At 71.8% G+C, this 21,278-nt stretch carries 23 protein-coding genes; 2 read left to right on the top strand and 21 right to left on the bottom strand.

Annotation, left to right across the window (positions count from 1 at the left end; translation table 11 throughout):
* Nucleotides 1-86: 86 nt before the first annotated feature.
* The 15 genes from LX14_RS18465 to nadA form a co-directional block, all read right to left on the bottom strand.
* Nucleotides 87-917, bottom strand: a complete 831-nt coding sequence (locus LX14_RS18465; protein WP_253648829.1) for a TIGR02234 family membrane protein — start codon at nt 915-917, stop codon at nt 87-89.
* The gene (locus LX14_RS18460; RefSeq protein WP_372505459.1) at nt 914-2,521 is read right to left on the bottom strand and encodes an anthranilate synthase component I; all 1,608 of its coding nucleotides are present in this window, start codon (nt 2,519-2,521) and stop codon (nt 914-916) included. The genes LX14_RS18465 and LX14_RS18460 overlap by 4 nt, the downstream gene beginning before the upstream one ends.
* Entirely contained in the window at nt 2,518-2,700 is a 183-nt protein-coding gene (locus tag LX14_RS18455) for a tautomerase family protein (protein ID WP_253648827.1), read from the bottom strand. Before LX14_RS18455 ends, LX14_RS18460 begins: the two co-directional genes overlap by 4 nt.
* A 3-nt stretch (nt 2,701-2,703) precedes the next feature.
* Nucleotides 2,704-3,066, bottom strand: a complete 363-nt coding sequence (gene hisI, locus LX14_RS18450) for a phosphoribosyl-AMP cyclohydrolase (RefSeq protein ID WP_253648826.1) — start codon at nt 3,064-3,066, stop codon at nt 2,704-2,706.
* 37 nt (nt 3,067-3,103) lie between these two features.
* Nucleotides 3,104-3,877 (bottom strand): imidazole glycerol phosphate synthase subunit HisF, encoded by a 774-nt coding sequence (hisF, locus tag LX14_RS18445; protein WP_253648825.1) that lies wholly within the window; start codon nt 3,875-3,877, stop codon nt 3,104-3,106.
* Nucleotides 3,874-4,707: an inositol monophosphatase family protein gene (locus tag LX14_RS18440; RefSeq protein ID WP_253648824.1), complete on the bottom strand. Its 834-nt coding sequence runs from the start codon at nt 4,705-4,707 to the stop codon at nt 3,874-3,876. Before LX14_RS18440 ends, hisF begins: the two co-directional genes overlap by 4 nt.
* Nucleotides 4,707-5,450 (bottom strand): bifunctional 1-(5-phosphoribosyl)-5-((5-phosphoribosylamino)methylideneamino)imidazole-4-carboxamide isomerase/phosphoribosylanthranilate isomerase PriA, encoded by a 744-nt coding sequence (gene priA, locus LX14_RS18435; RefSeq protein WP_253648823.1) that lies wholly within the window; start codon nt 5,448-5,450, stop codon nt 4,707-4,709. Before priA ends, LX14_RS18440 begins: the two co-directional genes overlap by 1 nt.
* A 1-nt stretch (nt 5,451) precedes the next feature.
* On the bottom strand, nt 5,452-5,703 hold the full coding sequence (locus LX14_RS18430; RefSeq protein WP_253648822.1) for a hypothetical protein: 252 nt from the start codon (nt 5,701-5,703) through the stop codon (nt 5,452-5,454).
* Complete coding sequence (gene hisH / locus LX14_RS18425) at nt 5,700-6,335, bottom strand: imidazole glycerol phosphate synthase subunit HisH (RefSeq protein ID WP_253648821.1); 636 nt, start codon at nt 6,333-6,335, stop codon at nt 5,700-5,702. The genes LX14_RS18430 and hisH overlap by 4 nt, the downstream gene beginning before the upstream one ends.
* A 13-nt stretch (nt 6,336-6,348) precedes the next feature.
* Nucleotides 6,349-6,969, bottom strand: a complete 621-nt coding sequence (gene hisB / locus LX14_RS18420; RefSeq protein ID WP_372505449.1) for an imidazoleglycerol-phosphate dehydratase HisB — start codon at nt 6,967-6,969, stop codon at nt 6,349-6,351.
* Nucleotides 6,966-8,105, bottom strand: a complete 1,140-nt coding sequence (locus tag LX14_RS18415) for a histidinol-phosphate transaminase (protein WP_253648820.1) — start codon at nt 8,103-8,105, stop codon at nt 6,966-6,968. Before LX14_RS18415 ends, hisB begins: the two co-directional genes overlap by 4 nt.
* On the bottom strand, nt 8,102-9,463 hold the full coding sequence (gene hisD, locus LX14_RS18410; protein WP_253648819.1) for a histidinol dehydrogenase: 1,362 nt from the start codon (nt 9,461-9,463) through the stop codon (nt 8,102-8,104). Before hisD ends, LX14_RS18415 begins: the two co-directional genes overlap by 4 nt.
* Before the next feature lie 206 nt (nt 9,464-9,669).
* Nucleotides 9,670-10,719, bottom strand: a complete 1,050-nt coding sequence (locus LX14_RS18405) for an NAD(P)-dependent alcohol dehydrogenase (protein WP_253648818.1) — start codon at nt 10,717-10,719, stop codon at nt 9,670-9,672.
* 126 nt (nt 10,720-10,845) lie between these two features.
* Nucleotides 10,846-11,745 carry a carboxylating nicotinate-nucleotide diphosphorylase gene (nadC, locus tag LX14_RS18400; protein ID WP_253648817.1) on the bottom strand — a complete coding sequence of 300 codons (900 nt, stop codon included), beginning with the start codon at nt 11,743-11,745 and terminating at the stop codon, nt 10,846-10,848.
* Nucleotides 11,742-12,752 (bottom strand): quinolinate synthase NadA, encoded by a 1,011-nt coding sequence (gene nadA / locus LX14_RS18395; RefSeq protein ID WP_253648816.1) that lies wholly within the window; start codon nt 12,750-12,752, stop codon nt 11,742-11,744. The genes nadC and nadA overlap by 4 nt, the downstream gene beginning before the upstream one ends.
* Before the next feature lie 89 nt (nt 12,753-12,841).
* Between nadA and LX14_RS18390 the strand changes: the two genes are divergently transcribed.
* On the top strand, nt 12,842-13,531 hold the full coding sequence (locus tag LX14_RS18390) for an NUDIX hydrolase (protein WP_253648815.1): 690 nt from the start codon (nt 12,842-12,844) through the stop codon (nt 13,529-13,531).
* On the opposite strand, the gene LX14_RS18385 is transcribed toward LX14_RS18390, so the two are convergent.
* The 6 genes from LX14_RS18385 to LX14_RS18360 all read right to left on the bottom strand — a co-directional run bounded on the left by LX14_RS18385 (nt 13,442) and on the right by LX14_RS18360 (nt 18,752).
* Nucleotides 13,442-14,143 carry a DUF2567 domain-containing protein gene (locus tag LX14_RS18385; protein WP_253648814.1) on the bottom strand — a complete coding sequence of 234 codons (702 nt, stop codon included), beginning with the start codon at nt 14,141-14,143 and terminating at the stop codon, nt 13,442-13,444. The genes LX14_RS18390 and LX14_RS18385 overlap by 90 nt on opposite strands.
* Nucleotides 14,140-14,370 carry a biotin synthase auxiliary protein BsaP gene (gene bsaP / locus LX14_RS18380; RefSeq protein WP_253648813.1) on the bottom strand — a complete coding sequence of 77 codons (231 nt, stop codon included), beginning with the start codon at nt 14,368-14,370 and terminating at the stop codon, nt 14,140-14,142. The genes LX14_RS18385 and bsaP overlap by 4 nt, the downstream gene beginning before the upstream one ends.
* Before the next feature lie 8 nt (nt 14,371-14,378).
* Nucleotides 14,379-15,428, bottom strand: coding sequence for a biotin synthase BioB (bioB, locus tag LX14_RS18375; RefSeq protein ID WP_253648812.1), 1,050 nt, complete (start codon nt 15,426-15,428; stop codon nt 14,379-14,381).
* Nucleotides 15,429-15,535: 107 nt separating this feature from the next.
* Nucleotides 15,536-16,222 carry a dethiobiotin synthase gene (gene bioD / locus LX14_RS18370; protein ID WP_253648811.1) on the bottom strand — a complete coding sequence of 229 codons (687 nt, stop codon included), beginning with the start codon at nt 16,220-16,222 and terminating at the stop codon, nt 15,536-15,538.
* Nucleotides 16,219-17,439, bottom strand: a complete 1,221-nt coding sequence (locus LX14_RS18365; protein ID WP_253648810.1) for an 8-amino-7-oxononanoate synthase — start codon at nt 17,437-17,439, stop codon at nt 16,219-16,221. The genes bioD and LX14_RS18365 overlap by 4 nt, the downstream gene beginning before the upstream one ends.
* A 14-nt stretch (nt 17,440-17,453) precedes the next feature.
* Nucleotides 17,454-18,752 carry an adenosylmethionine--8-amino-7-oxononanoate transaminase gene (locus tag LX14_RS18360; RefSeq protein ID WP_253648905.1) on the bottom strand — a complete coding sequence of 433 codons (1,299 nt, stop codon included), beginning with the start codon at nt 18,750-18,752 and terminating at the stop codon, nt 17,454-17,456.
* A gap of 171 nt (nt 18,753-18,923) precedes the next feature.
* On the opposite strand from LX14_RS18360, the gene LX14_RS18355 reads away from it, so the two are divergent.
* Nucleotides 18,924-21,212, top strand: coding sequence for an acyltransferase family protein (locus LX14_RS18355; RefSeq protein ID WP_372505446.1), 2,289 nt, complete (start codon nt 18,924-18,926; stop codon nt 21,210-21,212).
* The last annotated feature ends 66 nt before the right edge of the window (nt 21,213-21,278 follow it).

The following is a 21,278-nucleotide window of genomic DNA, read 5'->3' as shown; positions in this document are numbered from 1 at the left end:
GCCCGTGTGACCTGTGGTGAGAGCAAGGGTAGCCCGGTGGCGGGTGGCCGCCTGTTCGGGGGTCGGGGTGGGTCGTGTGTGCGGCGTCACCGCGGCGCGTCGTCGTCCCCGCTGTCGGCCCCCGGTCGGGCGTCCGAGGAGGTCGGCCTGGTCGCGCGCGGATCTGTCGGGTCCGCACCGGTGTCCAGCGCGTCCCACAGCATCCGTTCGGTGACCCCGTCGGCGCCGTCTGCGGTACCGGCGGCGGCGGTCGGGGAGCTCGGCGCCGACAACTCCGGCGCCGTGTCGTCCCGGCGGGCCTCGCGCTCGGCGAACACGGTCTCCTCGAGCTCGGCGCGCCGGGCGGCGGGTGTCTTGTACCGCGACGACATCGCCGTCCCGCCGCGGGCGACCCGCAGCAGCATCGTCGCCCCGGCGAGCGCGAGGACGGCCCCGAGGACCACCACCGCAGCCACCCACGGGTGGGTGTCGACGGAGGCCACCTGATACCGACCGGCGAGGTCGATCGACCGGGCTGCGTACGCGCCCGGGTCGTTCCCGGTGAGCAGCGAGATGACCGGGAGGATCGAGACGACCCCGATCACCGTGACGACGGCCGCGGTGATCCGCAGTGCCCATCCCCGCAGGGCGACGGCGGCGGCGACCGCCGCGACGAGCACGATCGCGACCGGTGTCAGCCAGGGACTCCAGTCGGACCCGTGCACCGTGAAGTGGCGCTCGGGACTGAGTCCGTCCTGGGCTGTGAGCGACGCCCACGGGAGGCGGGACGCGCCCCAGAGCGCAGCCGCCGACAGCACCAGGAGGATCGCGGCGGTGCGCACCCCCCGTCGGCGGATCGCGGCGGCATCGGGTTCGGTGACCGTCGACGTGGTGTCGCCGCCGTTCTCCTCGGGCTCGCCCGTCCGGGGTCCGGTCATGACTGCACGTCCGCTCTCTCGGAGGCGACGGGTGTGGCCGGTGCCGGTGTCCCCGTCGCCGGTGACCCCGTCGCGGGTGTCATGGTCTCGGCGGCGGCGATCGCGGTGAGGACGGTGCGCGCCTTGTTGCGGGCCTCGTTGTACTCGTAGTCGGCGTCGCTGTCGGCGACGACGCCGCCGCCGGCCTGCACCACGGCCCGCTCCCCCGACATGACCGCGGTGCGGATGGCGATCGCCGTGTCGGCGTCGCCGGCGAAGTCCAGGTAGCCCACCACCCCGCCGTACAGCCCCCGTCGGGTGATCTCGTGCTCGTCGATCAGCTCCATCGCCCGCACCTTGGGGGCCCCGGTTAGGGTGCCCGCGGGGAAGCACGCCGCGACCGCGTCGAGGGCGGTCGCGCCCTGCTGCAGACGCCCGGTCACCGTGGACACCAGGTGCATCACGTGGCTGTAGCGCTCGATGTGGCGGTAGTCGTGCACGGCCACCGTGCCCGGTTCGCACACGCGCCCGAGGTCGTTGCGTCCGAGGTCGACGAGCATCAGGTGCTCGGAGTTCTCCTTCTCGTCGGCCAGGAGGTCCTTGGCGAGCAGGTGGTCCTCGTCCTCGGTCGCCCCGCGCCAGCGGGTCCCCGCGATCGGGTGGGTCGTCGCCGTGCCCTGGGACACGGTCACCAGCGCCTCGGGGGACGACCCGACGATCGTGAACGGGTCGCGCCCCACACCGGGCATCCGCAGCAGGTACATGTACGGGCTCGGGTTCGACGACCGCAGCACCCGGTAGACGTCGACGGGATCGGCGTCGGTGGTCATCTCGAAGCGCATGGAGGGCACCACCTGGAACGCCTCGCCCGCCTCGATCTCGCCCACGAGCGACGCGACGACGGTGGCGTACTCGTCGCGCGTGCGTTGCGCGCGGTAGACCGGGTCGGGCTTGTGGAAGGTGGACACGGTCGACGGCGCCGGGGCCGCGAGTGCCTCCGTCATCCGATCCAGTCGGGCGACGGCGTCGTCGTACGCCTCGTGCACGCGGTCGTCGGTGCCGTCCCAGTTGATCGCGTTGGCGATCAGGGTGATCGATCCCTCGTGGTGGTCGACGGCGGCGAGGTCGGTGGCCAACAGCATGAGCATCTCGGGGAGCGCCATGTCGTCGATGCAGGTGTCGGGGAGTCGTTCCAGGCGACGGACGGCGTCGTAGGCGAGGTAGCCGACGAATCCGCCGGTCAGCGGCGGCATCCCGGGCAGTCGATCGGTGGCGAGCAGTCGCAGCGACTCGGCCAACGCCACGAGCGGGTCGCCGTCCCGGGGTGCGCCGTCGGGGACGGTCCCCCACCAGTGCGCCTCGCCGTCGACGACCGTGAGGGCCGCGGGCGCACCGGCGCCGATGAACGACCAGCGCGACCAGGAGCGGCCGTTCTCCGCCGACTCCAGCAGGAACGTGCCCGGCCGGTCACCGGCGAGCTTGCGGTACGCCGACAGCGGTGTCTCCGAGTCGGCGACGACCTTGCGGGTGACGGGCACGACACGGTGATCGCGCGCCAGGTCGACGAACTGCTCGCGGGTGGTGGTGCCGTCGGTGGGAGGCAGGTCGCTGGTCACGCCCTTCAGTGTCCCAGCGGTTCGCCGCCGACGCCCCAGTGGGACCGGGGCACCTCGGTGATGGTCACCCACACCGAGTCGGGGTTCTTGCCCGTGGCTTTCGCGTACGCCTCGGTGACCGCGGCGATGGTCTCGCGCTTCACCCGGTCGGACAGGCCGGGTGTCTGGCTGATCTGGATCAACGGCATGGGCTACTCCTGGTCGTCGGGGGTGGTCAGCGGCAGGGCGCGGCTCGCGTCGAAGCAGCTGTGGGTGCCGGTGTGACACGCCGGGCCCGTCTGGTCGACGGTGAGCAGCAGGGCGTCCCCGTCGCAGTCGAGGCGGACGTCACGGACCATCTGGACGTGCCCGCTGGTCTCACCCTTCACCCAGTACTCGCCGCGCGAGCGGGACCAGTAGGTGGCGCGCCCGGTGCGCAGCGTCCGGTCGAGCGCCTCGGCGTCCATCCAGGCGAGCATCAACACCTCACCGGTGCCCGCCTCCTGGGCGATCGCCGCGACCAACCCGTTCTCGGACAGCGACAACCGCTCGGCGATCTCCGACGGCAACGTCATGGCCACTCCTCTCAGCGGACGGTGTGATCGTGTTCGCTCAGCGGACGGTGATCCCGTCGGCCCGCATCGCGTCCTTCACCTCACCGATGTGCAACTCCCCGAAGTGGAACACCGAGGCAGCGAGCACGGCATCGGCGCCCTGGTGGACGGCCGGCGCGAAGTGCTCGACCTTCCCGGCACCGCCGCTGGCGATCACCGGGACGGCCACGGCCGCACGGACCGCGGCGATCATGGCCAGGTCGAACCCGTTCTTCGTCCCGTCGGCGTCCATCGAGTTCAGCAGGATCTCCCCCACCCCGAGGTCCTGGCCGCGCCGGGCCCACTCGACCGCGTCGATGCCGGTCCCGCGACGACCACCGTGGGTGGTGACCTCCCAGCCCGACGGTGTCGGCGCCGAGCCCTCGGGGACCGTGCGGGCGTCCACCGACAGCACGATGCACTGCGACCCGAAATGCCGGCTCATCTCCGCGAGCACCTCGGGGCGGGCGATGGCCGCGGTGTTGACGCCCACCTTGTCGGCCCCGGCGCGCAGCAGGACGTCGACGTCGGCGACGGTCCGGACCCCACCACCGACCGTGAGCGGTATGAAGACCTGGTCGGCGGTGCGGCTCACGACGTCGAGCATCGTCGACCGACCCGAACTCGACGCGGTGACGTCGAGGAAGGTCAACTCGTCGGCCCCCGCGGCGTCGTAGGCCGCGGCGAGCTCCACCGGGTCGCCGGCATCACGCAGGTCGACGAAGTTGACGCCCTTCACGACCCGTCCGGCGTCGACGTCCAGACACGGGATGACCCGTACGGCGACCGTCATCGGAAGTCCTCCGGATCGCCCACGCCGGCGATGATCTCGAGCAGTTCGGAGTGCACACCGGGACTCGCAGCCAACATCGACGTGGACGACGCGGTCCACGGGGCGCCGGTGAGGTCGGTGACGACACCGCCCGCGGCTTGCACCAGGGCCGCACCGGGTGCGTTGTCCCAGGGGTGGTGCCCGAAACAGACGGCGCCGCCGAGGTTCCCGGCCGCGGTGAGGGCCATGTCGATCCCGGTGCTGCCGAGCAGTCGCAGTCGGGACACACGGCGGGAGGCCTCGCCGAGGACGTCGACACGCCAGCGACCGGGGAACCGTCCGCGGCTGTCGAGGTTGAACGCCCCCACCGCGATGACGGTGTCGTTCAGTGCCGTGTGCCGCAGGCGCGGGAGGGTCTCGCCGTTGCACGTCACCGGGCCGTCGACCACCGCGGCGTACCGACGGTCCAGCAGCGGGAGCCACGTCAGGCCGAGGACCGGCTGTCCGTCGTGCAGCAGGGCCAGCAGCATCCCGGCCAACGGCAGACCGGCCGAGTAGTTGTACGTCCCGTCGACCGGGTCGACGACCCACACGGTGCCGGTGGTCGGGTCGGGTCCGCCGAACTCCTCGCCGTGGACACCGATGCCGGTCGCGTCGGACAGACGCTGCGAGAGCATCCGTTCGAGCTCGAGGTCGATCTCGGTGGCGAAGTCGTTGCCGCCCTTGTCGACCGCGCTCGGCGCACCGATCCCCTCGACGAAGCGGGGTTCGGCGGCGTCGAGCAGATCGGCCGCGACGGCCAGCAGACGTGGGGGGTCGAGGTCGGACGGGAGACCGGCGGGCAGCGACATCAGACCGCAGCCACCGCCGCGAGCGCGTCGGGCAGCGTGAACCGTCCCGCGTACAACGCCTTCCCGACGATCGCGCCCTCCACACCGGTGTCGACGAGGCCGGCGATCGCGGTGAGGTCGTCGATGGTCGAGACACCACCGGACGCGACCACCGGGGCCGACGCGGCGCTCGCGACGTCGCGCAGCAGCTCCAGGTTCGGGCCGGTGAGAGTGCCGTCCTTGCTCACGTCGGTGACCACATACCGGGCGCACCCGTCGCGCTCGAGACGCTCCAGGACCTCCCACAGGTCGCCGCCGTCGGACACCCATCCCCGACCGCGCAGCCGCCATCCTCGCTCCTCGTGGACGGCGTCGAGTCCGATGGCGATGCGGTCACCGAACTCACCCACCACGCGGGCGCACCACTCCGGGTTCTCCAGCGCGGCCGTGCCGAGGTTGACGCGGGTGCAGCCGGTGGCCAGCGCCGCCCGCAGCGAGTCGTCGTCGCGGATGCCGCCGGAGAGCTCGACCTTGACGTCGAGTTCGCCGACGACCGCCGCGAGCAGTTCGCGGTTGTCGCCGCGACCGAACGCCGCGTCGAGATCGACGAGGTGGATCCACTCCGCGCCGTCGGACTGCCAGGCCATCGCCGCATCCCGCGGCGACCCGTACGAGGTCTCCGAACCCGCGGCTCCCTGGACGAGGCGCACGGCCTGCCCGTCGGCGACGTCGACCGCCGGGAGCAGTTCCAGCGTGGTGCCCATGTCAGATGTGTCCTTCTTCTCGGGGGTGTGCGGTGTCGTCGGCGTCGGTCAGCGCGTGATCCACCATGCGGCGGGCCACCAGGCCCATGACGGCGATCACGGCGACGATGCCCAGCAGGGCCACGATCAGCGCCGCGAGCGCGGAAGCCTGAGCGAGCAGGACGGCGACCACGGCGACGATCGCCAGCGCGATCACCCCGGCCCCCATCACGGTGACCGCGAGCCGGGCCACCGAGAACTCGCGACGTGTCACAGATTCCCGACCCAGTTGGCCAGCAGCTGCGCACCGGCGTCGCCGGACTTCTCCGGGTGGAACTGGGTCGCCGACAGTGGACCGTTCTCGACGGCCGCGAGGAACGGACCCCCGTGCTCGGACCACGTCGTGATGGCCGGGCGGAGACGGGAGCCGTCTGTGTTCATCTCCCACTCCTGCACCGCGTACGAGTGCACGAAGTAGAAGCGGGTGTCGGCGTCGAGGCCGTCGAACAGCACAGATCCCTCGCCCGCGCGCACGGTGTTCCAGCCCATGTGCGGCAGGACGGGAGCAGGCAGCTGACGCACGGTGCCCGGCCATTCCCCGCAGCCCTGCGCGTCGACGCCGAACTCGACGCCGTGCTCGAAGAGGATCTGCATGCCCACGCAGATGCCGAGGACGGGACGGTCGCCGGCGAGGCGGCGTCCGATGATCCGCTCGCCCCCGACGGCGCTCAGCCCGGCCATGCACGCCGCGAACGCCCCCACGCCGGGCACGACGAGACCGTCGCACTCGAGGGCGGCGTCGCGGTCGGCGGTGACCGTGACCTCCGCGCCGGTGCGTTCCAGCGCCCGCTGCGCCGAGCGGAGGTTGCCCGAGCCGTAGTCGAGGATGGTGACGCGGGCCGTCACCGTACTGCCCCGATCACAGCGCGCCCTTGGTGGACGGGACGGCTCCGGCGCGGCGCGGATCGGGTTCGCTCGCAGCGCGCAGCGCGCGGGCCACCGCCTTGTACTGCGCCTCGGTGATGTGGTGTTGGTCGCGGCCGTACTCGACGCGGACGTGCAGCGCGATGCGTGCGTTGATCGCGAACGACTCGAACACGTGCCGGTTGATGACAGTGTTGTAGGCGACCCCGGGGTTGCCGCCGATGACTGCGGTGAGCAGGTGCTCGGGCTCGCCGGTGTGCACGAAGTACGGCCGTCCCGACACGTCGACGGCGGCGTGCGCGAGGGTCTCGTCCATCGGGATCCACGCGTCGCCGAAGCGTCGGATGCCGACCTTGTCGCCCAGCGCCTCGCCGAAGGCCTGGCCCAGCACGATCGCGGTGTCCTCGACGGTGTGGTGGGACTCGATCTCCACGTCGCCGCGCGCACGCACGGTGAGATCGAAGCTGCCGTGGGCGCCGAACGCGGTCAGCATGTGGTCGAAGAAGGCGACGCCGGTGTCGATGTCGGTGACACCGGTGCCGTCGAGGTCGATGTCGACGGTGATCGACGACTCCCTCGTGGTGCGCTCGACGTGGGCCGTGCGGTGCTCGCTCACAGCGATGCTCCTGTCTGGATCGCGGGCCGCCCGGCGTGGGCGACCTGCTCGGCGGCGGCCAGGAAGGCGTCGTTCTCCTCGGGCAGTCCGATGGTCACGCGCAGATGGCCGGCGATCCCGACGTCGCGGATGAGCACGCCACGGTCGAGGAAGTCCTGCCAGGCGACGCGGGCGTCGTCGAACGTACCGAACAGCACGAAGTTGGCGTCGGAGTCGACGGTCACGTACCCGAGGTCGCGCAGTGCCCCGACCACGCGGCCCCGCTCGGCGACGATGTGGGCGACGCCGGCCAGGGTCTCGTCGGCGTGACGCAGGGCCGCACGGGCGGCGGCCTGCGTGATGACCGAGAGGTGGTAGGGCAACCGCACCAGGAGCAGTGCCTCCACGACGGCGGGCGCGGCGACGAGGTACCCGAGGCGTCCCCCCGCGAAGGCGAATGCCTTGCTCATCGTGCGGCTCACCACGACCCGGTCACCGAGGTCCTCGAGGAGCGAGACCGCACTCTCCCGGTCGGAGAACTCGGCGTAGGCCTCGTCGACGACCAGGATGCCGCGGGTGGCCTGCGCCAGGGCGCGGATGTCCTCGGCGGACACCGACTGCCCCGTCGGGTTGTTGGGTGAGGTGATGAAGACGACGTCCGGTGTGCGACGACGGATCTCGTCCACGGCGGCGTCGACGTCGAGCGAGAAGTCGGCGCGGCGCGGCGCACCGAGCCAGGTGGTGTCGGTGCCGGTCGCGATGATCGGGTGCATCGAGTAGGACGGGACGAACCCGAGCGCGGTGCGCCCCGGGCCACCGAACGCCTGCAGCAGTTGCTGGAGGATCTCGTTGGAACCGTTCGCCGCCCACAGGTTGTCGACCGTGACGGCGACGCCTGTGCGTCGCGCCGTGTACGCCGCCAGATCGGTGCGCAACGCGACGGCGTCACGGTCGGGGTAGCGGTGCAGCCGGTCGGCCGCCGCACGGACCGATTCCGCAACGTCGTCGATCAACGCCTGCGACGGGGTGTGCGGGTTCTCGTTGGTGTTCAACGCGACGGGGACCGACAACTGCGGGGCCCCGTACGCCGACTCGCCCCGCAGCGCGTCGCGCAGCGGGAGATCCCCGACGCCGAACCGGGATCCGGGCGCGGTCACGACGGTGCGCCCGTGTCGATGTCAGGGTCGGTGTCGATGCCGGGGCCGGCGAACCGCACGCGGACCGCGTCGCCGTGGGCGGGCAGGTCCTCGGCGGTGGCCAGGTTCACCACGTGCGGTGCGACCTCCGCCAGGGCGGCACGGTCGTAGTCGATGACATGCACCCCCCGCAGGAAGGTCTGCACCGACAGCCCCGAGCTGTGCCGGGCCGACCCGGACGTGGGCAGGACGTGGTTCGACCCCGCGCAGTAGTCACCGAGACTCACCGGCGCGTACCGGCCGACGAAGATCGCGCCCGCGTTGCGGACACGGTCGGCCACGGCGGGGGCGTCCGCCGTCTGGATCTCCAGGTGCTCCGCCGCGTAGGCGTCCACCACGCGCAGACCCGCCTCGAGGTCGTCGACGAGGACGATGCCCGACTGCTGGCCGGACAGCGCGGCGCGGACACGCTCGTGGTGCTTCGTCGACTCCACCTGCCGGTCGACCTCGGCGTCGACCGCGTCGGCGAGGTCCGCGCTGTCGGTGACGAGCACCGATGCCGCGAGCACATCGTGTTCGGCCTGGCTGATGAGGTCGGCCGCGACGGCGACGGGGTCCGCGTCACCGTCGGCGAGGATGGCGATCTCGGTGGGGCCGGCCTCGGAGTCGATGCCGACGAGTCCGCGACACAACCGCTTGGCCGCGGTCACGTAGATGTTGCCGGGCCCGGTGATCAGGTCGACCGGTTCGAGTTCGGTCGCGTCGGTGTCCTCACCGCCGTAGGTGAGCAGGGCCACCGCCTGCGCACCGCCGACAGCCCACACCTCGTCGACACCGAGGAGTGCGCACGCCGCGAGGATCGTCGGGTGCGGCCACCCGCCGAACGCGCTCTGCGGCGGCGACGCCACCACGAGAGACCCGACGCCCGCCTCCTGGGCCGGGACGACGTTCATCACGACACTGGACGGGTAGACGGCGTTGCCGCCCGGGACGTAGAGGCCCACGCGCGCGACGGGGATCCACTTCTCGGTCACCGAGCCGCCGGGGGCGACGTCGGTGCGCGTCGAGCCGCGTCGCTGGTCGGCGTGGACGATGCGCGCACGACGGATCGACTCCGTCAGCGCCGCGCGGACATCGGGGTCGACGTCGTCCAGCGCGCGGCCGATGACGTCTGCGGGCACCCGGACCGAGTCGGGGCGGACACCGTCGAACCGCTCCCCCGCGTCGAGCGCGGCCGTCGAACCCGTCTCACGGACCGCGTCGACGACCGGGCGCACCGTGGCCAGCACCGAGTCGACGTCGGTGCCGCCGCGCGGGAGCGCGCGACGCAGCGCCGCCGTGGACAGGGTCCCGCCACGCAGGTCGGTTCGGGCGAGCATCGCGGGTCGGACTCCTCGGGTGGGGTGCGGATCGGCGTGTCCAGCGTATTCGGTGGTGCGACCGGTTTTCGAATCGCACCTGGCGCGGGGTGGCGCCGCACACAGACGACGTCGGCCGCCGACCCGGGAGGGTCGACGGCCGACGGCGGTCGTGCCGGTGTCACACCGGCGTGGCGGTGACGACCAGGCCAGGGAGGCCGTGACGATCAGGCCAGCGAGGCCGTGTCGATGACGAAGCGGTACCGCACGTCGGACGAGACGGCGCGGTCGTAGGCCTCGTTCACCTGGTCGGCGTTGATCTTCTCGATCTCGGCGGCGATGTGGTGCTCGGCGCAGAAGTCGAGCATCTCCTGGGTGAGGGCGATGCCACCGACCATCGAGCCGGACAGCGAGCGACGGTTGGTGAGCAACGCGAACGCGGCGACCTCGAGCGGGTTCTCCGGCACACCCAGCTCGACGAGCGCACCGTCGATGGCGAGCAGACCGATGTAGTCGGTGAGCGGCAGGTTCACCGACACCGTGTTGAGGATCAGGTCGAACTGACCGGCCAGGTCCTTGAAGAGCTGCTTGTTGTCCTTGGTGGCGTAGTAGTGGTCGGCACCGAAACGCTTGCCGTCCTCCTCCTTGCTCGTGGTCTGGCTGAGCACGGTGACCTCGGCGCCCAGGGCGTGGGCGATCTTGACGCCGACGTGACCCAGTCCGCCCATGCCGATGATCGCGACCTTCTTGCCCGGACCCGCGCCCCACTTCTTCAGCGGTGCGTACAGGGTGATGCCGGCGCACAGCAGCGGCGCGGCGACGTCGAGCTCGATGCCCTCGGGGATCTTCAGGACGAACTTCTCGGTGACCACGACCTCCTGCGAGTACCCGCCGTGGGTGAACTCGCCCTCGTAGGTCTTCGAGTTGTAGGTCTGGACGACGCCCTTCTCGCAGTACTGCTCGTCGCCGTTCTTGCACGGCTCACACTCACCACAGGAGTCGACGAAGCAGCCGACGCCGACGCGGTCGCCGACCTTGTGCAGGGTGACCTCGGAGCCGACCTCGGCGACGATGCCCGCGATCTCGTGGCCGGGGACGACCGGGTACTTGGTGCCCTTCCACTCGTTGCGTGCGGTGTGGATGTCGGAGTGGCAGATGCCGGCGAACTTGATGTCGATCCGGATGTCCTTGGGACCCAGATCGCGACGCTCGATGGTGGTGATCTCCAGCGGATCGGTGGCGGAGACAGCGGCGACAGCGTTGACGGTGGTCGTCACGAAATCGGTTTCCTCTCGTACTCGTGGCACGCGTGATCGTCACGCGCGGTACGGAGGGGTTCAACTCACGCGGGCGCGAAACTATGCCCGTATGCGCATGAGCGCTCGTGGAACGGCGCGCTCGCGTCAGAGATCCAGCCCCAGGTCCAGCGCCGCGACCGAATGTGTGAGCCCGCCCACGGCGAGGAAGTCGACGCCTGTGCGTGCATAGTCCTGCGCGTCGGCGAGGGTGAGACCGCCCGAACTCTCCAGCAGGGTCGACGACCCCGAGCGTGTGCGGCGCGCGACCGCCATCTGGGTCTCCCACAGCTCGAAGTTGTCGAGCAGGATCAGCTGCGCGTCGAGGGCGAGCGCCTCGTCGAGCTGGGTGAGTGAGTCGACCTCGATCTCGACCGCGATGTCGGGGGCGGCCTCGCGGACCGCGCGCCACGCCGCCTCGACCGACCCGGCCGCCGCGATGTGGTTGTCCTTGATCAGCGCGGCGTCACCGAGTCCCATGCGGTGGTTCAGGCCGCCGCCCGCCCGCACCGCGTACTTCTGCAGCGACCGCAGCCCGGGCAGGGTCTTGCGACTGTCCCGGACGAACGCGCCGGTCCCCTCGATCGCGTCGACCCATGCCGCGGTGGCCGTCGCGATGCCCGACAGGTGGCACAGCAGGTTGAGCGCGGTGCGCTCGGCGGTCAGGAGGCCGGCCGTGGGTCCGGTCAGGCGCAGGACGGCGTCCCCGGGGGCGATGCGGGACCCGTCGGCGACCCGCTCGACGACGTCGACCTCATCGCCCATCACCTCGGCGAAGACGGCGAGCGCCACGTCGACGCCGGCCACCACACCGTGGCCTCGGCTGGCGACGACCGCTGTGGTCGTCGCACCCGCGGGGACCGTCGCGGCGGTGGTGATGTCGGGGCCGTACCGCAGGTCCTCGGCGAGACCCTCCGCGACGACGCGCGCGACGTCCTGCGCCGGCGGGGGCTCGAGTGGTCCCGCGTCGCCGGCGACGATCTGCCCGACGCGTCCGCTCGCGGTCACTCCCCGCCGCCCCCGGGCGTGCCGATGGCGATCATCGCCTCGACGCTGGCGCGGGCCGCGTCGGCGACGGCGCGGTCGAGGTGGACCTCGTCGGTCCCGTCCCGCAGCGACCGCAGGAGCGCCTCCGGCGTGATCATCTTCATGTACCTGCACGACGCCTTGGCGTTCACCGGCTGGAAGTCGATCTCGGGTGCGGCACGGCGCAACTGGTGCAGCATCCCGATCTCGGTGGCGACCAGCACTTCGCGGGCGCCGGTCGTCCGCGCGGCGTCGAGCATGCCGCCGGTCGAGAGGATCTTCACCTTGTCGGCCGGGACCGCGCCCTCGCCCGCGAGGTAGAGCGCCGACGTCGCACACCCGCACTCGGGGTGGACGAAGAGGTCCGCGTCGGGGTGGGCGGTCGCCTGCGCGGTGAGCTCGTCCCCGTTGATCCCGGCGTGCACGTGGCACTCGCCGGCCCAGATGTGCATGTTCGTCCGGCCCGTCACACGCTTGACGTGGGCGCCGAGGAACTGATCCGGCAGGAACAGCACGGTGCGGTCGGGGTCGATGGACTCGACGACCTCCACCGCGTTCGACGACGTGCAGCAGATGTCGGTGAGCGCCTTCACCTCGGCGGTCGTGTTGACGTAGGAGACCACCACCGCGTCGGGGAAGTCGGCCTTCCACTCGCGCAGCTCGTCGGCCGTGATGGAGTCGGCCAGTGAGCAGCCCGCGCGCGCATCGGGGATGAGCACCGTCTTCTCCGGCGCGAGGATCTTGGCGGTCTCGGCCATGAAGTGCACGCCACAGAAGACGATCGTGTCCTCCGGCGCCGACGCGGCGATCCGCGACAGGGCCAACGAGTCGCCCACGTGATCGGCGACGTCCTGGATGGCGGGGAGCTGATAGTTGTGCGCCAGCAGGGTGGCGCCCCGCAGGTCGGCCAGGCGGCGGACCTCCGCCGCCCACTCGGGGCCGGGGACGCCTGCGTCGACGATGTCGGGACCGGCGGTGGTGATCGTCACGACCGCTCTCCTTTCACGGGGTTTTCGACTGTGGGTCGAAAACGTGACGCCAGCCTAACACCGCGATCGTGGCGACCTAGACTCCAGCCATGTCACAGAGCATCTTCCACGAGGTGCTCACGGCCGTGTTCGGCGTGCGGGGGCTCCCGGACGGCGCGCCGCGGTTGTCGGTGCTGTTGTGGGAACGCGGGCTCGATCCCCAGGCCGGCACCTGGTCGCTGCCGGGTGGACTGCTCGACGCCGACGAGGATCTCCGGACGTCGGCGCGCCGACAGCTCGCCGAGAAGGTGGACCTGCGCCAGGTCGCCCACATCGAGCAGCTCTCGGTGTTCTCCGCACCGGACCGCATGCCCGGGCCCCGCGTCATCGCCTCGACCTATCTCGCGCTCGTGCGGCCGGACTCGGTGTGCAACCCACCGACCGACACCCGATGGCACCCCGTGGACGCGTTGCCCGTCACCAGTTTCGACCACGGCGCCGTCGTCGAGTCCGCACGCCGTCGACTCGCCGCGAAGCTCTCGTACACCAACATCGCATTCGCTCTCGCCCCGACCGAGTTCTCGATGTCGACGCTCAGCGACATCTACGGCGCGGCGCTGGGATATCCCGTCGACTCGACGAACCTGCTGCGGATCCTCAGCAGGCGCGGCGTGGTCGTCGCCACCGGGACGACGGGTCCGACGGGACGCTCAGGCGGGCGGCCGCCCGCCCTCTACCGCTTCACGGACACCGGCCTGCGTGTCACCGACGAGTTCGCCACCCTGCGTCCCCCGCCCTGACACCGGGTCGGCGGGTACCGCGAGATCGGGCGCGGGTGCGGCGAGGATGCGGACGAGCACCACGACGAGGCCGGTGAGAGGGGCGATCACGACGATCGCCCACGACAGGCCCAGGGTGAGCGAGACGTCGAGTCCGCCGGTGAGGTCGATCCGGGCACCGTCGAGCCGCAGACCCGGGGCGCTGCGGAAGTACTCCCCCGCGGACACGCCCCCGGGCCCGGGGTGTCGCACGTGGGCGACGAGACCGCCGAGCCAGATCCCCACCGCGGACCCGGCGAGGGAACCGATCGTCACGACGAGTGCGCCGACCGGCCCGCGCAGGATCCGCACCGTCCAGACGAACAGCGCCCCGACGACGCCGACCACGGCCGAGATGCACGCGAAGAGGGCGATCGCGTCGAACCGGTGGGTGGTGTCGGCACCGAGCGACCCCGCCCGTCCGGGGGCGATCACCACGCCCGTCACACCCGGGACGATCACTCCCCAGACGACGCCACCCACGGCCCCGAGCGCGATGAGCACACAGACCGCGATGGCGGAGCGCACCACGAGCGGGCGCGGTGCGCGCGTCACGAGCACCCTGGCGGGCACCGTCGTGTCCGGGTCGGTCATCGACGTGTCGGGTCGGAGGAGTCGACCGACCCGTGTCGCGAGCAGCGTGCGGTCCATCCCGTGGGGACCACCTGGACCACCATGCGGCGGCCACACCGTCCGCAGTACCGCGGCGGCTCGAGGCCCAGACGCGCGGCCGTGAACGTCTCGCCCTCACCGTCCTGCGCGACGGGCACACCCGTGTAGACGCTGTACGCCAGCGGCTCGTCGAGGGGTGAGTCGGCCACGGCTGCGCTCAGATGCTGTCGTTGAGAGCCTTGATCGGCATCTGCAGGTCGACGAGGAGATCGAGGTCGGCCTCGGCTGGGCGTCCCAGCGTCGTCAGGTAGTTGCCGACGATGACGGCGTTGATGCCGCCGAGCATGCCCTGCTTGGCGCCGAGGTCGCCGAGGGTGATCTCGCGACCGCCGGCGAACCGGAGGATCGTGCGCGGCAGCGCCAGGCGGAACGCGGCGACCGCGCGGAGCGCGTCGGACGCGGGCAGCACGTCGAGGTCACCGAAGGGGGTGCCCGGACGCGGGTTGAGGAAGTTCAGGGGCACCTCGTCGGGCTCGAGGGCGGCGAGGTCGGTCGCGAACTCGGCACGCTGCTCGAGCGACTCGCCCATGCCGAGGATGCCGCCGCAGCAGACCTCCATGCCGGCCTCGCGCACCATGCGCAGGGTGCCCTCGCGCTCCTCCCAGGTGTGGGTGGTCACCACGTTCGGGAAGTGGCTGCGCGCGGTCTCGAGGTTGTGGTTGTAGCGGTGAACGCCCATCGCGGCGAGCTCGTCGACCTGCTCCTGGGTGAGCATGCCGAGGCTGCAGGCGATCTGGATGTCGACCTCGTCGCGGATGGCCTCGATGCCAGCCGCGACCTGGCTCATCAGACGCTTGTCGGGGCCGCGGACGGCGGCGACGATGCAGAACTCGGTGGCACCGGTCTTCGCGGTCTGCTTGGCCGCCTCGACCAGCGACGGGATGTCGATCCAGGCGCTGCGCACCGGCGACGTGAACAGTCCCGACTGCGAGCAGAAGTGGCAGTCCTCGGGGCACCCGCCGGTCTTGAGCGAGATGATCCCCTCGACCTCGACCTCGGGGCCGCACCACTTCATCCGCACGTCGTGGGCGAGCTGCAGCAGCTCGGTCAGGCGGTCGTCGTCGAGGTTCAGGACCGCGAGGACCTCGTCGCGGTCGAGCGGTTCCCCGCGTTCGAGGACCTTCTCCCGGGCCAGCTCGAGGATGTCGGACGGCGCCGCGGCGGGCTGCACGTCGGTCTCCTCCGGACGGATCGGGGCCTGGGTCACGCGAGCTCCTCGGGTCGAGATGTGGTCGGTCGTCGAGATGGGTCGTGCCGGGCGCGGTCACCGTCCGATCGCTCGGTCGACGGCCGCGGACCGTGGATCAGTGTGCCCTATCCGGACGTGAGCGCGGCCACCCAGTCCGCCGCGAACCACGACGGGGCGCGATCGCGGAAGGCCTCCGGTGCCAGCTCGCCGGCGCCGGCCGGGATGACCCCGACGATCGGCACACCGGTCAGTCGCGGGAGGTCGTCGCGGTTGCAGCGCGTGGCGAGGTCGGGGTCGTCGGGCCACGACCCGATCACGATGCCCGCCACCGCGACCCCCCGGGCGCGCGCGGCGGCCACGGTCAGTTCGGTGTGGTTGAGGGTGCCGAGGCCCGCGGCGGCGACGATCACCAGTGGCGCGTCGAGCGCGGTGGCGACGTCGAGGACGGTGAGATCGGCACCCAGTCGTACGAGGACGCCCCCGGCCCCCTCGACGAGCACCAGGTCGTGTCCGTCGACCTGACCGACGGTCTCGACGACGTCGGACAGGGTGAGCGTCGGCATCCCGGCCCGCGCCGCCGCCGTCTCCGGTGCCAGCGGTTCGGGGTAGCGCGCGCCCTCGACGGCCGCGGTGACCCCCGACAGTCGGACGACCTCGGCGATGTCCCCGGGCTCGTCTCCGACGACACCGGTCTGGCCGGGCTTGCACACCCCCACCGACATCCCGGCGGACCGGGCGGCGACGACGATCGCCGCGGTCGCGATGGTCTTGCCGACATCGGTCGACGTGCCGGTCACGATCAGTCGGGTCATCGAACGGCCGCCACGGCCGCCCGACGGGCGGCGGCCACGACGGCCGCGGCACGCGCGACGTCGGCGTCGGACAGGTCGGCGCGGGCGGTGAGGCGCAGCCGCGCCGTCCCGTGCGGCACCGACGGCGGTCGGAAACACCCCACCGCGACCCCCTCGGCCCGGCAGCGGGCCGCGGCGTCGACCGCGGGACCCGGTTCACCGATCACGAGGGACACGACAGCGGCCTCCGGTTCGTCCCCTCCGCACGCGGCGGCCAGTCGGCGCGCGACGTCGCGGACCCGGTCGGCCAGGTCCGGTTCCGCGCGCAGGACGGCCAGCGCGGCGGACGCGGCACCGACGGCGGACGGTGCGAGCCCGGTGTCGAAGATGAACGTCCGCGCACGGTCGATCATGTGGTCCCGAACGGCCGTCGACCCGGCGACGAAGCCGCCCTGCGATCCCAACGACTTCGACAGCACCCCGGTGAGCAGCAGATCGGGCGCGCCCGACAGCCCGACCTCGGCGACGACACCGCGACCACCCGGTCCGCGGACACCGATCGCGTGTGCCTCGTCGACCAGGAGCGCGGCACCGTGGTCGCGGGCGGCGGCGTACAGCTCCGGCACGGGAGCGACGGCACCGTCGATGCTGTAGACGGAGTCGGTCACCACCAGGGCGCGGTCCTCGGTGCGGCGGGCGAGTTCCTCGCGCACCGCGGCGTGGTCGCCGCGGTCGACGACGACGACGCGGGCCCGCGACAGGCGGCAGCCGTCGATGAGGGACGCGTGGGCTCCCCCGTCGCTGACGATGAGGTCGCCGCGGCCCATCAGGGCCGAGACCGCACCGACGTTCGCCATGTAGCCCGACGAGAACACCAGAGCCGCCGGGACACCGAGGAACGTCGCGAGGTCGTCCTCGAACTCCTCGTGCGCAGCGGTGGTGCCCACCACGAGCCGCGACGCCGTCGACCCACCACCCCACCGCTGGGCGGCACGCGCGGCGCCGGCCACGATCCGGGGGTCGCGCGCGAGCCCGAGGTAGTCGTTCGAGGCCAGGTCGAGCAGATCGTCCTGTGCGCGACGCGGGGTGAGCGTGCGGTGCAGCCCCTCGGCGTCCCGGAGTCGCGCCGCCTCGGCGAGCCAGTCGAGCGCGTCGGGGCGCCGGGACGGGGAGCCGCCCGGGTCGGACCCGTCGGTGTCAGAGCCGTCGGGGGCGGGCGTGTCGGGGCTGTCGATCATCGTCGGCCAGCGTCTCACACGCGGTCGTGCGCCCCGGGCCCGTCACCGTGGGCCGCGACGACCGCGCGGACGCCGGCGACGATGGTGTCGAGGTCGTGGGGTGAGCTGATGTAGGGCGGCATCGTGTAGACGAGATCGCGGAACGGCCGCAGCCAGGCACCGGCTCCGACGGCGGCGTCGGTGGCCCGTGCCATGTCGACCGGACGCGTCAACTGCACGACGCCGATCGCCCCGAGGACGCGGACGTCGGCGACCTGTGGGAGGTCCCGCAGGTCCTCCAACCCGACACGGAGGTGCTCGGCGATGCCGGCGACCTGGGCCCGCCACCGTCCTGTCGCGATCAGCGACAACGACGCGCTGGAGACCGCGCACGCCAGCGGGTTGGCCATGAACGTCGGCCCGTGGGCGAGCACACCCATCTCGCCGTCGCTGATCACCTGGGCGACGTGGTCGGTGCACAGCGTCGCCGCCATGGTCATGTAGCCGCCGGTCAGCGCCTTGCCCAGGCAGAGGATGTCGGGGGACACACCGGCATGGTCGGCGGCGAACAGCTCGCCGGTCCGCCCGAACCCGGTCGCGATCTCGTCGAAGATCAGCAGCACACCGTGGGCGTCGCAGATCCGTCGCAGATCCACCAGCAGCTCGGGATCGTGGAAGCGCATGCCACCCGCGCCCTGCACGACCGGCTCGACGATGACCGCCGCCACCTCGTCGGCATGACGTGCCAGCGTCTCCTCCACTCCGGCGACGTAGTCGGCGTCGCGCACACGTGGCGGCGCGGGGACGAAGACCTGGTCGGGCAGGACACCGGTCCACTGCGCGTGCATGCCGCCGTCGGGGTCGCAGACGCTCATCGGTGTGACCGTGTCGCCGTGGTAGCCGCCGCGCCAGGTCAGCAGACGGGTCCGCCCGCGCACACCCTGACCGCGCCAGTACTGCAGGGCCATCTTCGCGGCCACCTCGACGCCCACCGACCCGGAGTCGCTGAAGAACACGCGTCGCAGCGGGTCGGGGGTCATCTCCACCAGCGCTGCGGCCAACCGGGCCGCGGGCTCGTGCGTCAGGCCACCGAACATGACGTGCGCCATCGACCCGAGCTGCTCGCGGACCGCGTCGTCGAGGACGGGGTGGGCGTACCCGTGGATGGCCGCCCACCACGAGCTCATCCCGTCGACCACCGACCGACCGTCGGCGAGGTGCAGGCGCGTGCCGGCGGCGGAGTCCACGACGATCGGCGGTGTCCCCGGACGGGCGGAGCCGTAGGGGTGCCAGATCGAGGCGGCGTCGATCGCCGCGATCTCGGCGGCGTCCAGCCGACGCGCGGGTCGCGACGAGGTCTCCGTGGGGCTGTGCACACCGGCCACGCTAATCCGTGACCCGGCAGCCTCACCGACGGGCGGGACAGCGGCACGAGCGTCGGGCGAACGCTTCGTGAACGGCACGCGAGGGCGACGCGCAGAGCCTGCGACGTGGAATCGGCGGAGATGGCCGGTAGATTACGTGCGGTGGTGACCGCCCCGACCCGCTCGACGGAGCGGACACAGCCCTCCCGGGCCGATCGGGCGACCGCGTACCGCGTCGATCTCGACGGTCTCCGGGGCGTCGCGATCGCCCTGGTGGCGTGTTTCCACATCTGGTTCGGCCGGGTCTCGGGCGGCGTCGACGTCTTCCTCACCCTCTCCGGCTACTTCTTCGTGGGGTCGCTGCTGAAGCACGTGATGGTGAGCCGGTCCCCGTCGGTGACGCTGTGGGCCGCGGTCGACCCGCGCACCCGTCTCACCCGACTGCTGCGACGACTGCTGCCCGCCCTGATCACCGTCCTGCTGGCGATCACCGTGCTGACGGTGTTGGTCCTGCCGCAGACCCGCTGGGTCGCCGTCGGCCGCGAGGTCGTCGCGAGCGCGCTGTACTACCAGAACTGGCATCTGGCGTTCAACAGCCAGGACTACACCGCGGCGAGCTCGGCGAACAGCCCGCTGCAGCACCTGTGGTCGATGTCGGTGCAGGGCCAGTTCTTCGTGGTCACGATGCTCACCGCGCTGGTGTTCTGCGGTCTCGTCAAGGTGGCCGCACGGTGGATTCCCGCGCTCACCCGTCCTGCTGTGCTGCGCGCGCTGGTGGCGCTGGCCATCATCGGTGTCGCCGCGGTCTCGTTCTACTGGGCGCAGATGCGGATGCCCGTCAACCAGCAGTTCAACTACTACGACACCATCGCCCGCACCTGGGAGCCACTGGCGGGCGGCCTGCTCGCGGTGTGGATGCCGCGGTGGCGGGTCCCCAACGCCATCCGCGTGCTGGTCGGGGTCGTCGCCCTGGGACTGATCATCACCTGCGGGTGGTGGATCGTCGGTGTCGAGCAGTACCCGGGCCCGATGGCGTTGGTCCCCGTCCTCGCGACGCTGGCACTGATCTGGGCGGGCGCGACGGCGACGCAACGCGGTACCCCGGTCGCGCAGCCGGCCGTCAACCGCGCCCTCGCGGGTCGCTTCCCGGTGTGGCTCGGATCGATCTCCTACGCCCTGTACCTGTGGCATTGGCCGTTGCTGATCTTCTATCTGGCCTGGCGGGACAAGAACCACGCCTCGTTCGTCGAGGGTGTCGGGCTCATCGCCGTGTCGCTCGGCCTGGCCTGGCTGACCAAGCGCTACGTCGAGGACCCGTTGCGCGCGCCGCGCTCGGCCGCCCCGACCGGGTCGGCCGTCCGCACCACCGGCCGACATCGCGTCGCCGACCACTCCCACGCCGACGGCGCCGCCACCGCGGAGTCGCTCGCGGATCCCGTCGTGCCGACGCGTCGGCCGCACCTGCGCCTCGCCACACCCGGGTACGCCGGTGTGCTGACCATCCTGCTGGTCGTCGGGACCCTGGCGACCGGCGTCGGGATCACCGCGTGGCAGCGCCACGTGGACGGCATCGTCGTCGACACCACGAACCTCGACGCGAAGATCTATCCCGGTGCGCGCGCCTTCCTCGACGGGGCTCCCGTGCCGAAGGTCGACGCCGTCCCGAGCGCTTTGGAGGTGCTCAAGGACCTCCCGGAGACGTCGTACAACGGTCACATCTCCAACTTCACAGACCCGGCGATCCACGAGGGCGTCTACGGCAACCCGACGGCGACCCGCACCATCGCGCTCGCCGGGGGCTCGCACGCCGAGTACTGGATCTCCGCGCTCGACCTCCTCGGCAAACAGAACGACTTCAAGGTCGTCACCTACCTGAAGATGGGGTGCCCGCTCTCGACCGATCCCGCCCCCACCTCCGACGGCGTGCCGTATCCCCAGTGCGCCGACTGGGTACGGCGGGTGATGGACCGGATCGTCGCGACCCGTCCCGACGCGGTGTTCACGAACTCCACCCGCCCGCGCTACGGCATCACCGACGACTGGGTGCCCCCGGACTACCTCGGCATCTTCGACCGCTTCCGCGATGCGGACATCCCGGTGTTCGGTGTGCGCGACTCCGTCTGGCCGCACAACGCCAAGGGTGCGATCGACACCCCCACCTGCCTGGCCGACGGAGGTGACGCCCGGTCCTGCGGCACCGACCGCGCGTCGAGCTACGGCCCGACGAATCCCACCGAGGACCTCGTCGGGCGGTATCCGGATCTGCACCCGATCGACCTCTCGAAGGGCTGGTGCACCGACACCTTCTGCCCCGCGGTCATCGGCAACATCACCGTCTATCACGACTGGCACCACCTGAGCGCGACGTTCGTCCGCAGCCTGGCCCCCGAGCTGCAGCGACAGATGCGCGCGGCACTCCCCTGGGCCTGACGGCCCGCGGTCTGCCCGGTGTGACCTGCTCGCGCGGGGATGAGGGCGACGTCGTGGGCCGATAGG

The organism is Williamsia deligens (genome assembly GCF_024171765.1).
Classification (GTDB): domain Bacteria; phylum Actinomycetota; class Actinomycetes; order Mycobacteriales; family Mycobacteriaceae; genus Williamsia_A; species Williamsia_A deligens.
This window is presented reverse-complemented; position numbering and strand designations above follow the sequence as displayed.